The sequence below is a fragment of the Arcticibacter sp. genome (assembly GCF_053551015.1).
In genome coordinates this window covers 152811-166589 of sequence record NZ_JBMQOB010000008.1, presented here as the reverse complement: position 1 = coordinate 166589, position 13779 = coordinate 152811, and the positions used below count along the sequence as shown (strand labels likewise).

Annotated in this window: 12 protein-coding genes; 7 read left to right on the top strand and 5 right to left on the bottom strand. The window is 45.9% G+C overall.

Going from position 1 to position 13779, the window contains the following annotated elements; all coding sequences use genetic code 11:
* Positions 1 to 7 precede the first annotated feature (7 nt).
* The 3 genes from ACO1NU_RS05090 to ACO1NU_RS05080 form a co-directional block, all read right to left on the bottom strand.
* The gene (locus tag ACO1NU_RS05090; RefSeq protein WP_448817381.1) at positions 8 to 1036 is read right to left on the bottom strand and encodes a hypothetical protein; all 1029 of its coding nucleotides are present in this window, start codon (positions 1034 to 1036) and stop codon (positions 8 to 10) included.
* Positions 1037 to 1210: 174 nt separating this feature from the next.
* The gene (locus ACO1NU_RS05085) at positions 1211 to 1672 is read right to left on the bottom strand and encodes a DUF2339 domain-containing protein (protein ID WP_448817459.1); all 462 of its coding nucleotides are present in this window, start codon (positions 1670 to 1672) and stop codon (positions 1211 to 1213) included.
* Positions 1673 to 1903: 231 nt separating this feature from the next.
* Positions 1904 to 3568, bottom strand: a complete 1665-nt coding sequence (locus tag ACO1NU_RS05080; RefSeq protein WP_448817380.1) for a DUF2339 domain-containing protein — start codon at positions 3566 to 3568, stop codon at positions 1904 to 1906.
* A gap of 274 nt (positions 3569 to 3842) precedes the next feature.
* On the opposite strand from ACO1NU_RS05080, the gene ACO1NU_RS05075 reads away from it, so the two are divergent.
* A complete protein-coding gene (locus ACO1NU_RS05075) occupies positions 3843 to 4208 on the top strand; it encodes a hypothetical protein (protein WP_448817379.1) in 366 nt (121 codons plus the stop codon).
* Positions 4209 to 4336: 128 nt separating this feature from the next.
* Positions 4337 to 5470, top strand: a complete 1134-nt coding sequence (locus ACO1NU_RS05070; protein WP_448817378.1) for a DEAD/DEAH box helicase — start codon at positions 4337 to 4339, stop codon at positions 5468 to 5470.
* Between the two features lie 61 nt (positions 5471 to 5531).
* Here ACO1NU_RS05070 and ACO1NU_RS05065 read toward each other — a convergent pair whose 3' ends face one another.
* Both ACO1NU_RS05065 and ACO1NU_RS05060 read right to left on the bottom strand, forming a co-directional pair.
* Positions 5532 to 6089 (bottom strand): dihydrofolate reductase family protein, encoded by a 558-nt coding sequence (locus ACO1NU_RS05065; protein WP_448817377.1) that lies wholly within the window; start codon positions 6087 to 6089, stop codon positions 5532 to 5534.
* A gap of 22 nt (positions 6090 to 6111) precedes the next feature.
* Positions 6112 to 6543, bottom strand: coding sequence for a DoxX family protein (locus ACO1NU_RS05060; RefSeq protein WP_448817376.1), 432 nt, complete (start codon positions 6541 to 6543; stop codon positions 6112 to 6114).
* Positions 6544 to 6771: 228 nt separating this feature from the next.
* Between ACO1NU_RS05060 and ACO1NU_RS05055 the strand changes: the two genes are divergently transcribed.
* The 5 genes from ACO1NU_RS05055 (at position 6772) to ACO1NU_RS05035 (ending at position 13710) form a co-directional block, all read left to right on the top strand.
* Positions 6772 to 7965, top strand: coding sequence for an anhydro-N-acetylmuramic acid kinase (locus ACO1NU_RS05055; protein WP_448817375.1), 1194 nt, complete (start codon positions 6772 to 6774; stop codon positions 7963 to 7965).
* Between the two features lie 28 nt (positions 7966 to 7993).
* Positions 7994 to 10996, top strand: a complete 3003-nt coding sequence (locus ACO1NU_RS05050; RefSeq protein WP_448817374.1) for a SusC/RagA family TonB-linked outer membrane protein — start codon at positions 7994 to 7996, stop codon at positions 10994 to 10996.
* An 18-nt stretch (positions 10997 to 11014) separates the two neighbouring features.
* Positions 11015 to 12319 (top strand): RagB/SusD family nutrient uptake outer membrane protein, encoded by a 1305-nt coding sequence (locus tag ACO1NU_RS05045; RefSeq protein WP_448817373.1) that lies wholly within the window; start codon positions 11015 to 11017, stop codon positions 12317 to 12319.
* A 70-nt stretch (positions 12320 to 12389) separates the two neighbouring features.
* Positions 12390 to 13220 carry an AraC family transcriptional regulator gene (locus ACO1NU_RS05040; protein ID WP_448817372.1) on the top strand — a complete coding sequence of 277 codons (831 nt, stop codon included), beginning with the start codon at positions 12390 to 12392 and terminating at the stop codon, positions 13218 to 13220.
* A gap of 76 nt (positions 13221 to 13296) precedes the next feature.
* Entirely contained in the window at positions 13297 to 13710 is a 414-nt protein-coding gene (locus tag ACO1NU_RS05035) for an ester cyclase (RefSeq protein WP_448817371.1), read from the top strand.
* The last annotated feature ends 69 nt before the right edge of the window (positions 13711 to 13779 follow it).

Genomic DNA, 13779 nt, shown 5'->3' with positions numbered 1-13779 from the left:
GTAAAAATTAGCTCTCTGTTCTACTCTTTAGAGCTGCAATCATCTTCCATGTTGAAAAACTTAAAAGCACAAGAATGGCAGAGATAACGGTCCAGAGCACAAGCTTAGACTGAGAAGCAGGTGCTTCAGACGGAACTTTCATTAAGGGATTCCTGAGAACCTGAGCGTGATTGATTATAGAAGTTTCGAGTTGGGCAGAGTCGGAAAAGAATGCTAAATCGTATCCGGGCTTCTCCGCTCTTCTATCTCCGGTAAGTAATTCATAGGACTTACCAGATTCCAGATAAGCTAATAGATATTTCTTCTGTTGCCGGGCCTGTATAGGTCCGATTTCCAGTGGAGGATTGTCTTCGTTCTGGATTTGTAATTCCAGGTTCCGGAATTTATTTGATAAGGTGATCTCATGCGCATCACCTGAACTTAATTCCGTTTCGCTGATCAGTTCCTTCTGCTTTCCCATTCCATAAAAAACCAGAACTTGCCTTTTGAAGTATGTCGGGTAAGTCACCGGAATGATTAGTTTATCTACCTGAAAGTCTGCCTTCAGCTTGATATACAGATAAGTGGTTTTGTCACTGCTGTCTTTGCGGGTCACAGTGGGTGCGGGAAGAGTAATGAACTCCGGATCGGATCTTAGCATCGAAAAAGTGCCTACCTGGAGAATCTTCAGGGGGCTCTTCTTCTGGTTTCGGACATTTATCCTGAAGTATCTGTATTTGCTGACTGGCATGGAAAAAGACTGCAGGTGGGTGTCTGTCTTGCTTTCTGTTGATTGCTGAAGCGTTATACTCTCATCAATAGCAAACCATTTACGCATATCATCACTTCCGAGTAGATCAGCCTGCCGCGATACGGAGGCGTTTTTTATTCGCAGCCATAGCGAGCTGATTGACGTGCGTTGCACATTCTCTACAACTATGGATGTGATAGAATCAGCAGCATCTGAGATTTGAATCAGAGGTAAAGTTTTTAGCTCCCTTGTGACGGTCGGCGAGCCGGGCTGGACATAGGGTACGAATCTTTTGCTTTCTTCCAAATCCTCACATCTGAGAGATCGCTGTTGCTTCTGGCTATCAGTGAGGGACTAAGTTCGATTTTATAAAATCCGGATTGAGGTACTTGCTTTATCGCTGCGCTGTATCTGAAGGAGTCCTGCGCTGATGCACGGTTAGCGGCGCCAGCCAGGAACAGGCTGAAAAATACTACAGCTTTAAGCATGGGGATGTTCTTCATCTGATATAATGATCTTTTTAACCCTTTGATACATAAACGACACGATCAATAGCAACACACCAAGACAGAAGAATGCAATGATCTTACCAGCTGCGGGAATATTCTGGATATCGAAAACAAACAACTTCAACAGGGTGATGGTGAATAAACTTAAAGAGATCACCCTTAAACTACGGTTCTTGAAGTGCATACCCAGCCACATCATGGCAAAAGACAGAACTCCCCATAATACCGGCAGTCCTGTCTTAATGTAAATTCGCTGCACTTCATCGATCGCGTTGGCTTTTGAATAAAACAGCATATTACTTGCCAGATTGACTTCGAGGCTAAGAAACAAGACGATAACGCCACATATTACCCAGGTAAAGCTTGTCAGTAAAGGGCTCTGCATATGGTTCCGGCACAAGATGATCAGTTTATAAAAGAGAATGATCGTCACTACCGAAGACAACCAATGTGCGGTGAAGTGGTATACTGAAATTTCCCCCTTGCTCCAGAATTGCTTTCAGAACAGATGAGAACGAAGCGTACCACAGGAAGTACATAGATAGTGATGCGGCTATAATAAGCGACTTCGGCTGCCAAGGCAAAGATAGGGACCTAGCTTTCTCTGACACCTGGATGAGGATCGAGACAAAGATAGAAACGTACAACATAAGGTAAATGGAGCTTACGCTACTTGTAGTCCAGCGTGTGGTAAATTGATAGTTAATCTCAATAAATCCTGCCAAAAAAAAAGAATTGTTGCGGCTACTGGAAATACAACTGCGGGTATTCGGGATTCCGAGGCACCTTGTTCGATGTTTTCTTTCGACACAAGTCGGGCTAAGAGGGATGTTGCGATCGCAGAAAAGACGGCGGTACCCAGCCCCTTATTTAATATGATGGGAAGCGCGGCACCATGCGAATAAACGACGTCTAAGTCTATAATGAGGCTGATTAACATGGCTACCCAGATCAATTGGGATGTATGACGCATAATCTTGATCTCTGATTTAAGATACAACCAATACAACAGGACGGCTTCAGAGGCCCAGAACAGCGTAATGTGATTACCTTCCAATTGATTTGGTGCTGTCAGCGAGATGAATGTGAGGGTAATACCTATTAGTAGATAAAGGACATTTGTATCAACTTTCTTATTCCGGAAGAGGACGTAAGACAAGCATAGATTCACTAAGCCGAGGCTTGCACTAAATAAACCACGAAATTGTTCATAGTGCATTTCGGTCAGGAGGTAAAGCCCTACGGAGAAGTACAAGGCTGTATTGATCAGCAGAATACTAAAATCGGAAGCAATAAAACGCTTGCTTTCTCTGACGTTATAGGCAATGTTGATTGCAATATATAACAAGTACAAAATAGTGGCATACACCAATCCAATGTGATAATTCAGGGCAGTAAGTTGGGCCAGCACCATAGCAAAGACTATGACTGTTAGACCGAAGGTGGTGATATTGAGTATACGCCAGGACTTGTAGTAGGCGATCACCAGCAATCCAACATTTAAGACCAGCAGATAGAGAAATAAGCCGGAATAATTGGCGTTGCCGGTACTTAGCAAAAAGGGGCTCAGGAACCCGCCCAGCAGCGCGATAACTGCCAGTTCCTGCTTATCATACAGCAAAGAAAGCGCAACAGCGAAGACCGTGACGGTGATCAGAATCGCAAACGCTGTGAGATTGCTGAAAAGGTGAAACTGATGAAATGCCAGGGTTATAGTAAAATAGAAAACGGCCAAACCTCCTCCTACTAAGACGGAGCTAAGCGCATTGTACTCGTCTTTGACCTTATGGGCGATGCCGATCAGGATGGCAGCGCAAACAAGACCAATGACTACTCGCCCTATCTCTCCGATCCAATTGCTATCAATTGCATATTTGACGAAGAAACCGATAGACAGGACCAGAATAGCAATTCCTATTTTGTTGGCCAGGTTTTCACCGATAAACCTTTCGAGATCTGGATGCCTTTCGAAAAAGGACAATCTCGGCTCAGGTTCTGAATACCGCGGCTTATAAGACTTACGATAGGCGGGTTCGTGAAATTCCTGACTTGATTCCACGTCGGGAATAGGCGCTGGAACGGATAGGGTATCTTCCATCGGGATTATCGTGGGAAGAGGTTCTCTTTCTAGCTCGGGAGCATCGACTACCGTCGGCTCCATGGCATCCTTGCTCTCTCTGGGTTCTTTAGACAGCCCAAGAGCCTCGATTGTTTCCTGAAGTGTTATGATGCGCAGCTCGAGCTTAGAAATAGCTTGGGTGAACATGGCACGTTGTTGGGAGATTAAGAAAATCGCTCCTATTACAAGTAGTGGCGTGATAAGGTCCATAAGGAAAGTTTAGGTGCTTAAATATAGAGAAAGTGACTAGAAAGTTGATAGAATTGGACGTTGGGACAGATATAAAAATGGCAATACCACCTTAATCGGATGTAGGCTCAACAATCAATGAATTACTAGGTCGCTCGTAGGTGCAATGTGGTGGCTTAAGTGATAGCCTGATGCCCTATGCCGTTTAGTTGAGATTTTTACTCACTTTGAAAAGGTATGAGTAAATATTACCTTGCATCATGAAAAAAACCTACTCCTTTCAATATTATGTACATTGTTAGTAATCACCTCCTGCAGTAAAGATGAAAACGGTGACGAAGCAACTTCCAAAGGGAAAGTAATTATAACAAAGGTTTCGATATTTGATGAGCATTTTGCCAATTTTGAGATATCCATGAGCGGCGTTGAATGTGAAAACGTCACAGAAATGGGAGTATCGTGGACTCAGGTATCAGACACCCGCAACGCTGGGAAAACGTATCGAGAAAATTGCCTATTTGAAATGGGAAGTTTTTATAGCTCAACCCTTCTAGAGAACACCGTCTACTCCGCAGTGGCTTTTGTAACCTATAAAGATCCAAAGTCTTCTAAAAATCCAGTTACCATCAAATCAGAACAGTTTTCCTTCCGAACACCTTAATCTCTATTTACATTCTTCGTTTAAACTTCCAGATTTCTTTATCTCCAATCGCTGGCTGATTTACCTTCACGATGTTCCCGCCGTCTATGATCTTTATAATCGTATCTTCGTGCACAAAAAACATCTTTATGCCATTTAGTTCGCTTGGTTTATCCCCTGCTTTGTTAAAGACACTGGAACTGCAAAGTTTCACAGCCCCCACTCCTATTCAGGAGCTTGCCATTCCAGCTATTTTAAGCAAAAAAGACGTTTTAGGAATTGCAAAAACAGGCTCCGGGAAAACTGCCAGCTATGTATTGCCCCTGCTGACGAATTTACAAGGATCGACAGGGTCGAAAAATCGTCATGCGGATGTGTTGGTATTAGTTCCCACCCGTGAACTGGCTGAACAGGTTAAAGATGTTTTCAGAACCTATAGCGGGACTCTGGTACAACCCGTAAAGACAGTGGCGGTGTACGGCGGCGTATCCATCAATCCTCAAATGATGGCTCTACAAGGCGTAAATGTGCTGGTTGCTACGCCTGGGAGATTGCTGGAATTAGTCGATTCTAACTCAGTGAGCTTGTCGGGTATTCAAACGCTCGTGCTGGATGAAGCTGATAAGATGCTGAATTTGGGGTTCAAAGATGAACTGGATAAGATTATAGCACTGCTTCCGGAGAAACGGCAGAATATATTACTATCAGCCACCTTGAGTGATGATATTGAGCATATTCACCAAATCCTGCTTCGCGAGCCGGTGGTGATTAAGATAGCGGCCGAGGAGGCTTCGCTGGATCTGATCAGACAGGTTGCTTACCTTGTTTCAGATGATAAAAAAGGTCCATTCTTACGTTACCTGATCAATCATCACGAAATGAAACAAGCGCTGGTTTTCGCTTCTTCTGTGCACCATGTCGATGCTATTGTCAATAAGCTTCGAAAAAACAAGATCGACGCAAGAGCTATCCATAGTAAAAAAAGCCAGGGGGCGAGAACGGAAGCTTTAGCGGATTTCAAATCGGGGAAGTTAAGGGTGTTGGTGTCCACCGACTTAATGGCTCGAGGAATTGATATCAACGAGCTTCCTTTCGTCATTAACTATGATTTACCCAGATCTCCAAAGGACTACATCCACCGGATTGGGAGAACGGGACGTGCGGAAGTTGTTGGGGATGCTATTTCGTTGGTTAGCGTAAGTGAGTTACATCATTTTGAAGTTATTCAGAAAAAGATGGGCAGGCAGGTTGAATTGATCAGGGACAGCGTTGATGGTTTATAATATCTTGTTTGAAGGCTTAAACTGAATCTTACAAGGCAGATTGAGTTATTTGATCAGCTCTTCAGCTGTTTTTGCTTATAGGCTCATAGTAAAGCGTTATCGCACCACTACTAAATACTTTACTGTCTTTGAGTTTAAACACCTTCCTGTCGTTGAGCTTACCGAATAAGGCTGAACCGCTACCTGCAACAACCGGGTGAATACAAAGTTGGAGCTCATCGATTAAATCCAGTTCCAACAGCTGTATAATTAAGCTACGGCTTCCGACCAAAATGTCTTTTCCCGGTTGTTGCTTAAGCGTGAGAACCTCAGCTTCAAGATCTTTATTGGCCAGCGTTGCACTGTTCCAATCGACATTTTTAAGCGTTCGGGAAAAAACGATTTTTTGAATTTTGTCTATCGCAACAGCAAAATCATTCATTGATTTTTCATCTGAAGGATTTTCAAGCAGCGTTTGCCAAAAGCCCATAAGCTGGTAGGTTATTCTTCCATACAGGAGGGTATCTGAGTTGTTTAGCAGGTCCCTGTAATGTAGATGTAGTTCCGCGTCTGGGATTCCTGCTGTATGATCGCTAATTGCGTCGAGTGTTGTGTTGATCGCCCCAATTACTTTTCTCATTACCGTAGATTTTAAATAGTGTTTATTCTTTCAGTTTTTTCGTAATTAAACTATCTATAGACCACTTACCTCCCCCTCTGATCATCAGAAATATGCTCCCCAGCAACATGGACCAGTCTGTTCTGCTATCATGTAGCATTGTCCAGAGCCCACTATCATTTAGTATCTGGATTTTTGTGGAAGCCAGCGCAACAATCATAATAACGAGCAGGGGAACAGCTGCAAACCTGGTAAAAAGGCCTAAAAGAATTAATGCTCCGCAGAGTATTTCGAAAGATCCAACGAAGGGACCTAAGAACTCGGGATTCGGCAATCCGATTTTCGCGAATCTTCCGGCACCGACTTTATCCGGAAAAAGGAACTTCTGAATTCCTTCCGAAACAAATACTGCACCCACCATCAATCTGATGATGATGGTGGTACGTGAGTGATCGGTTAATAACAGCTTTATCATTATGTCGTCTTGGTTGTTAAAATGTTATGAACCTCTAAAGCAAGTCCAAGCAGTCTATCAAATCGCAAATGTCACGTTTTCATACATCGGGCAATTATATCCTTATAGCATAAATAATTTGTCTTTGTGCGAAAGACATGTTAAATTACAGATGCCTATCTTAAAAATAGCAAGTTCCTGGATTCTTCTTTTTACGGATTTCGCGATAAGTGCTCATTTGGTTGATTTATGAACCTTAATATAGAAAAGCTCTATCAGATTGCTGGCAAACCTGTCCGTAATATCATCGGACTGATGTCGGGGACCTCTTTCGATGGTCTGGACGTTGCCCTTTGTGAATTTACCGGGAGCGGGACAAATACCCTGGTCAAGGTTAAACACTTCATTACTAAAGAATATCAACCTGAATTCAAAGAAGAGATCAAATCTGTATTTGCTAAACGAAATGCTGATCTTGAAAAGATTACTTTGCTTAATGCTTTCATCGGAACTTATTACGCCAGGCTTATAAACGAGTGCCTGACTGAATGGGGAGTAAGCAATAATGAGGTTGACCTGATTGCGAGCCACGGGCAGACTATTTTTCATGCGCCCAAGCATCATCATCCATCTGACGCCTATGGGAACGCTACTTTGCAAATTGGAGATGCGGATCACCTCTCCGTAGGAACAGGAATCATCACCCTGAGCGATTTCCGCCAGAAACACATTGCTGCCGGAGGTGAAGGTGCTCCACTTGCAGTTTATGGCGACTATTTGATCTTTTCGGATGCTGTTGAAAATCGCATTATGCTGAATGTGGGTGGCATAGCCAATTTTACATATTTACCGGCATCCAGGCCCGAGCAGTTCTTTTCGACCGATGTTGGTCCTGGAAACACCCTTATGGATCAGTATGTACAGCTAAACTTCCCTGGGTTGTACTACGACGAAGATTCCACATTGGCCATGCAGGGAAGCACTAACAGGCCTCTGCTTGATGCTTTGATGGCGCATCCTTTCTTTGAGGCTGCATTTCCGAAAACTACCGGGCCTGAATTGTTTAACATCGCTTATCTGGACCAGGCTCTTCATGTTTCTGGTGAGGAACACCTCTCCTCCTACGATATTTTGGCCACGCTGGCTTCATTCTCAGCAAAAGCCATTATTCATGCTATCGAAGTTGCCATACCAGCAACAGAGTCTTTCGAAATTTATATCAGCGGAGGTGGTATGCATAACCCGCTCCTGGTATCGCATCTCGAAAACTATTTTTCTAAAAAGATTCGCTCCACATCGCATTTGGGGATCAACCCGGATGCAAAAGAAGCTGTTTTGTTTGCCCTGCTAGCCAATGAGGCCGTCGCCGGAACCAACGAAAGTTTACGGGAGACGGCTGGAATTCCCCGGGTTTCTATGGGAAAAGTGAGTTTCCCTGATTAAAAGGTATTACTTATTAACTGCGCTTAATATGAAACAAATCTTACTACGTTGGAAAACAGCGAGAGCCTTTCTGGCTCTGTTGGTGTTGCTCTGTTTGGGACAAGCAGCTCTTGCGCAAACCAGACAAACCATTAGGGGTGTTATCAGGGATGCCCGAAATAAAGAGGCGATCATCGGCGCCGTAATCAGACTAAGCGGTACGAATATGGGAACGTCGAGCGCCGTTAATGGAGCCTATACCCTGAATGCTCCTGTGCAGAATGGAACTTATACCTTGACCGTCACTTATACGGGCTACCGGCCGGTAAGTAGAAGGGTCACGTTGAACCAAAGTCCTGTTACTGTAGATGTTGAACTATCTCAGGATGCATTGAGCTTAGATGAAGTTGTGGTAACGGGTACCGGAGCTGCAACGAGCAAGAAGCAATTAGGAAACGCGATATCGACAGTATCGTCGCGTGATCTGCAAAACAGCACGGCTACGTCTATCGATCAGGCCCTGACCGGCAAAGTGGCGGGCGCACAGATTTCACAGAACTCAGGGAATCCCGCCGGTGGCATCAGTGTGCGTTTAAGAGGTAACAGTACGATTGCGGGCTCCAGCGACCCCCTATATATGATTGATGGTGTGATTGTAAATAATAGCTCAAGCGAGCTGGTTGATCTGGGTGGGTATTCTCAAAACAGGCTGGTCGACATCAACCCGGCAGACATTGACAGGATCGAGATCATCAAAGGAGCGGCAGGTGCTGCTATTTACGGTTCGAGGGCGAGTAATGGCGTGGTACAGATCTTTACCAAGCGGGGTAAGTCGGGTGCGCCTGTGGTTAGCTTTTCCACACAGTTCAGGTCAAATACCATACGCAAAAAGCTGGACTACAATCAGTATCCGTATCGGTTTGCCAATACGGTCGCTACGGATCTAACGCAAGTTCCTGTTGAACGCTACGATCTCCAGGACCGCATTTTCCGGAATGCCTTCGGTAACGAAAGTAATGTCTCTGTTTCCGGGGGTACTGACAATACGCAGTATTACATGAGCGGCAGCTATCTGGGTAACGAGGGTATTATCGACAAAGCGAATTTTCAAAGAGGTACCGCCCGTTTGCGGCTTGATCAACGATTCAATAACTGGATGAAGGTATCACTGGGACTGAACTATAGTTTGAGCGGAAGTAAAGAAATCCCGAACGGAGGCATCAATGAGGCTTATGGCGCGCTGACCGGATTTATTTTCGGTAATAACTTCGTCAATCCGGATCCGGACCCGGTTACCGGTATCTATCCCAGCCTTGCACCCACCGGCTTGCTACGTACCAATCCGCTGGAGGCGATCAACCGGTTTGATTTCAATCAGAAAACCAGCAGACTGATCGGTGATGTGCAGGTGAATATGACACCGGTGAAAAACCTGTCGGCCAATTATACCCTGGGCTATGACAACTCTACACAGCTTGCTACGGGTTATATCCCGATTGGTAATACGGCCCCTTCTTACAGCACAGGCTTTGCGCGGCGGGCTGACCGGATTGCCTTGCTATTGAACAATGACCTGAACGTGAGCTATAAGGCCAGTCTGGGCGATTTCGAGTTTACCACAGCGGCGGGTGCTACGGCACAGACTGAGCGTGTTAGCACTGCGGGCACTACAGGAACGCAACTAAGCCCGGGAAGTAAAGTCGCTTCGAGTGGTACCAACTTGATTGTAACGGATAGCCGGTCCACCTTGAACATTCTGGGTTTTTACGCGCAGGAAACGATTGGCTTCAAAAATAAGATCTATGTTACCGGCGCCATACGGAATGATGTGGCCTCTTCTTTCGGTCAGGATAACCGATGGCAATACTACCCGAAAGTAAGCGGCACGTATCTGCTTTCTGAAGAAGATTTTTGGAAAAACTCTTCCCTTGGCTCGGTGCTTTCGACCTTTAAGCTGAGAGCTTCGTACGGGGAATCGGGGAATTTAACAGCTATCAATGCTTATGACCGACTGACCAACTATAATGCGGCATTGTTGGCAGGCTTGCCGGGTGTTGTGGCCCCTTCGCAGCTGGGTAATGCGACCGTTAAACCTGAACGCCAGGTTGAAAAGGAAGTTGGTCTTGACGCGAGTTTATTTAAGGACCGCTTAGGCTTTGAGTTTTCGTATTATGATAAATCTGTTGAGGATCTCCTCTTGTTGGTCAACTTAAGGCCTACAAGCGGCTACCTGTCGCAATACCAGAACATTGGCAATATGTCGAACAAAGGTCTTGAACTCATGGTAAGAGGTATTCCGATTCAGCGTCGCGCTCTTGCATGGAACGCTTCTGTTATCTTCTCCCGGAACAGAAATAAAGTGTTTGATATTCCAGGTGGCTTGCTGACCTTTCCCGGAGGATTTGGTCAGGTAGCTGCTGTGGAAGGCTATCCGCTGGGTGCTTTCTATGCAACTGCTTTCGCGCGTAATCCCGACGGCTCCTTATTATTGACGCCTGCAGGTTTGCCACAACGGGAAACGACGGGGCGTAACGAAACGGGACAACCAAGCGGAACGATCGTTAACAGGGTGATAGGCGATCCGAATCCGAAATGGACGGGTTCGTTTATCAACGAGTTAACTATCGGCAAGGACCTTTCATTCCGGATGCAATGGGATGCTTCGTACGGTGGGGATGTGTTTAATTTTACCAGGCGTGTAGGCGACCGTGATCTTTATGGTGGCCTGGCAGGCTATGAAGCTGAATTAAGGGGAGAAGTGCAGAAAGGCACCTCAGCGGCCCTGTTCAGCATTATGGAGAACTGGATAGAAGATGGCTCCTACCTGAAGCTGCGCGAGATTTCTGCTTCTTACAACCTGCGTTTGAGATCCCTTAAAGGTAAGCCCGTAAGAGTGACGCTATCAGGCCGCAATTTACTATCCATAGATCATTACAGCGGCTGGGACCCTGAAACGAATGCGGCAGGACAAAGCGGAGCGGTACGGGGCTTTGACTTTGTTGAGGTACCGATCCCGCGAACTATTGCCCTGGGTCTTCAATACAGTTTTTAACCCCTTTAATTGAATGTCATGAAAATCAAGTATAAACTATTAGCCATGCTGATGCTTGCTTTTGCATCGTCGTGTGAGTTGGATCAGGTTAACCCTAACGCGGCAGCCGGTGAGCAGGTGTTAACAACCAGAGAAGGAATTATTGCTTTGAGCATCGGTTTAAGACAGTTCTATTCGACAACGGGATTAAGCAGCATTATACTGGCTCCCAGCACAAGCTCCCGTGAAATGAAGGGCTTTGCTACCTTCACTACCGTTCTGGAACTCGAAGCTGGTGGAACCGCGTTGCCTACCGCCAATGCCGGTATTCTCAACTACTGGTCGGCTATGCAGCGGGAGATGACCATGTGCGAAAATGTGATCGACAACGCTCCTCAGATATCGTCTCTTGAACCGGCATTATTAAGCGGAATAATGGGACAGGCTTACCTGTTTAAAGCAATGGCTCTCGCCGAATTAGCCATGGCATTTCCGCAGGCCAATATCACGACGAGTACTTCGGCTCCTGTAGACTTTCTGGATCGTGCACAGGTGTTTGCTGAAGCCCTTAGGCTTCTGGACCTCGGCGTGGCGGCGGTCAAGGAGAATCCACCCAATGCGAGTTTCCGCAGCAATGTATCGGGTGCCGACTTTGATCTGGTGAACACACTGTATGCCATGGAAGCTCGCATCAGCTTAATGGCCGGGAACTATCAAAAAGCCCTGGACAATGCTAACCTTGTAGACCTGGGACGGACATCGAGCTTTACCTATACGACGCAGAGCCCTAACCCGCTTTACACCCTGTTCAACGTGACAAAATCATATGTACCACGCGACAATTTCGGTTTGCCTGCTGCTCTGTACTATACAGATGATCAACGTTACAGGTTTTACTTTAACGGTGGTAAAACCACAGTAGGAGGCGAAACTACTGTAGGACTAACAGGCTTTGCGACATCACCGACCACGGCTGTCCCCGTGTATTTAAATGACGAAATCAAGCTTATTAAAGCCGAGGCTACACTGCGCTTGAACGGGCCTCTGCCTGATGCGCTGGTGCAGATCAATGCTGTACGGACGCAAACCAGCGGTGATTTGAATGGCGTCAACGCCGGCTTGCCTCCGTATGGGGGTGCGATAACAACTGAGGCATTGCTGCTTGAAGTGTACAAACAGCGTTGCGCGGAGCTATATTTGAGCGGTCTTAAGTGGGAAGATACCCGCAGGTTCAACCGTCCGGCGCCACCTGCTGATTTGTCTGAGCGCAACCGGATCTTCTACCCCTACCCGGATCAGGAACGATTAAACAATCCGAATACTCCGGCGGATCCTGGCATATAAGATGACCATTCGTCCGGGAAGTCATCAACGGAAGGAAGATTTGTTTTTTGGTACATTTACACCGATGGACTTGTCACATATACCAGATTCCTTAGTTGAAACCGGCCAGGTTGATAGCGGCATTGCGTTTGTGTCGTACTGCTCATCAACGGCGGTTGTTAAAGGGCGGGCTACATTAAGCAAGCACCTAATAAGTCTGATTACTGAAGGGGAAAAGCTCATGTACCTGGAGAACGAGACCATTCATCTTAGACCGGGCCAAATTCTGATTCTGTCTGCGGGAAACACCTTATTCACTCAGCGGCTGAGCAGGAATGCACGAATCAAGAGTACAATGATCTATTTCAATGATGAGGTGCTGCAGGAGGTGTCTTCAGCGAACTCTGCTGCATCTCATCGAAATACAGCGCCACGGCCTTATAAATTGATTGACCGGGATAGCTATCTGCGTAGCTATATAGAAAGCGTGAATGTCTTAATGACACAGCAGTTAATGAGTCCCGCTCTACAACTGGTTAAACTAAAGGAGCTCCTATTATACCTGGAAAGTAAACATCCAGGCACCTTAGTGCAGTTTCAAACCAGCAACATTACCCGGCCCGATGAAGATCGCATTCGACAGGTAATGGAGTCGCACGCTTCGTCGCAACTCAGTTTAACGGACCTTGCTTTCCTTTGTCACATGAGCCTTGCGACATTCAAACGAAAATTTCAGCAGATCTACCATGAGAGCCCTGCCCGCTGGCTCCAGATACAGCGGCTACTATCCGCCGCTGAACGCCTTCGATCAAGAGCAGCCCGCCCGGGCGAGGTATATTTTGAAGCCGGGTACGAAAACCATTCCAGTTTTTCCAAAGCCTTTAAGAAATACTTTGGGGTTCTACCCAAAGACTATGGGTAGTTGAGCTTCCGGCCATATTTTCTGAACCTCCAGGCTTAAAGCGCTTATATGGCGACTGGTAATTTTGGAAGAAATTATGAGCAAAGAAGAAAACAAAGCCCTCGTGACCCGGTATAACAAGGTTGCGATAGAGGCCTGCGACATGGAATTATTGAAAGATCTGATGGCTCCGGATTTTATCAACCACTCTGGCGTACCAGATATGCCTGAAGGACTTGAGGGCATGACCTACTTTTTTACCAAGATCCTGCACGCCTCTTTTTCATATATCCAGGTTGAGATCAAAGACATGGTGGCAGAAGAGAACAAGGTGGTGACGCGGAAAGAAATTACGGGAACCCACACAGGAACACTAATGGGCATACCGGCAACCGGCAGAGTAGTCACCATCAAAGTGATCGACATTCTCACGATTGAGAACGGTAAGATCTCTGGCCATTGGGGTGAAAACAATTTCAGTATGGTAGTGCAGCGTTTATCATCCCCTTGAATCTTTGAAAAAGTATGCGACAGCGTTTCAATCGGGTTACAACTTTCCTTGATTTGGTTACAAAAGCCT

Bases quoted from the DNA above. Each gene is read 5' to 3' on its own strand.
- ACO1NU_RS05070 (WP_448817378.1), top strand. From the start codon at position 4,337: ATGCCATTTAGTTCGCTTGGTTTATCCCCTGCTTTGTTAAAGACACTG.
- ACO1NU_RS05080 (WP_448817380.1), bottom strand. From the start codon at position 3,568: ATGGACCTTATCACGCCACTACTTGTAATAGGAGCGATTTTCTTAATC.
- ACO1NU_RS05065 (WP_448817377.1), bottom strand. From the start codon at position 6,089: ATGAGAAAAGTAATTGGGGCGATCAACACAACACTCGACGCAATTAGC.
- ACO1NU_RS05060 (WP_448817376.1), bottom strand. From the start codon at position 6,543: ATGATAAAGCTGTTATTAACCGATCACTCACGTACCACCATCATCATC.
- ACO1NU_RS05035 (WP_448817371.1), top strand. From the start codon at position 13,297: ATGAGCAAAGAAGAAAACAAAGCCCTCGTGACCCGGTATAACAAGGTT.
- ACO1NU_RS05055 (WP_448817375.1), top strand. From the start codon at position 6,772: ATGAACCTTAATATAGAAAAGCTCTATCAGATTGCTGGCAAACCTGTC.
- ACO1NU_RS05050 (WP_448817374.1), top strand. From the start codon at position 7,994: ATGAAACAAATCTTACTACGTTGGAAAACAGCGAGAGCCTTTCTGGCT.
- ACO1NU_RS05045 (WP_448817373.1), top strand. From the start codon at position 11,015: ATGAAAATCAAGTATAAACTATTAGCCATGCTGATGCTTGCTTTTGCA.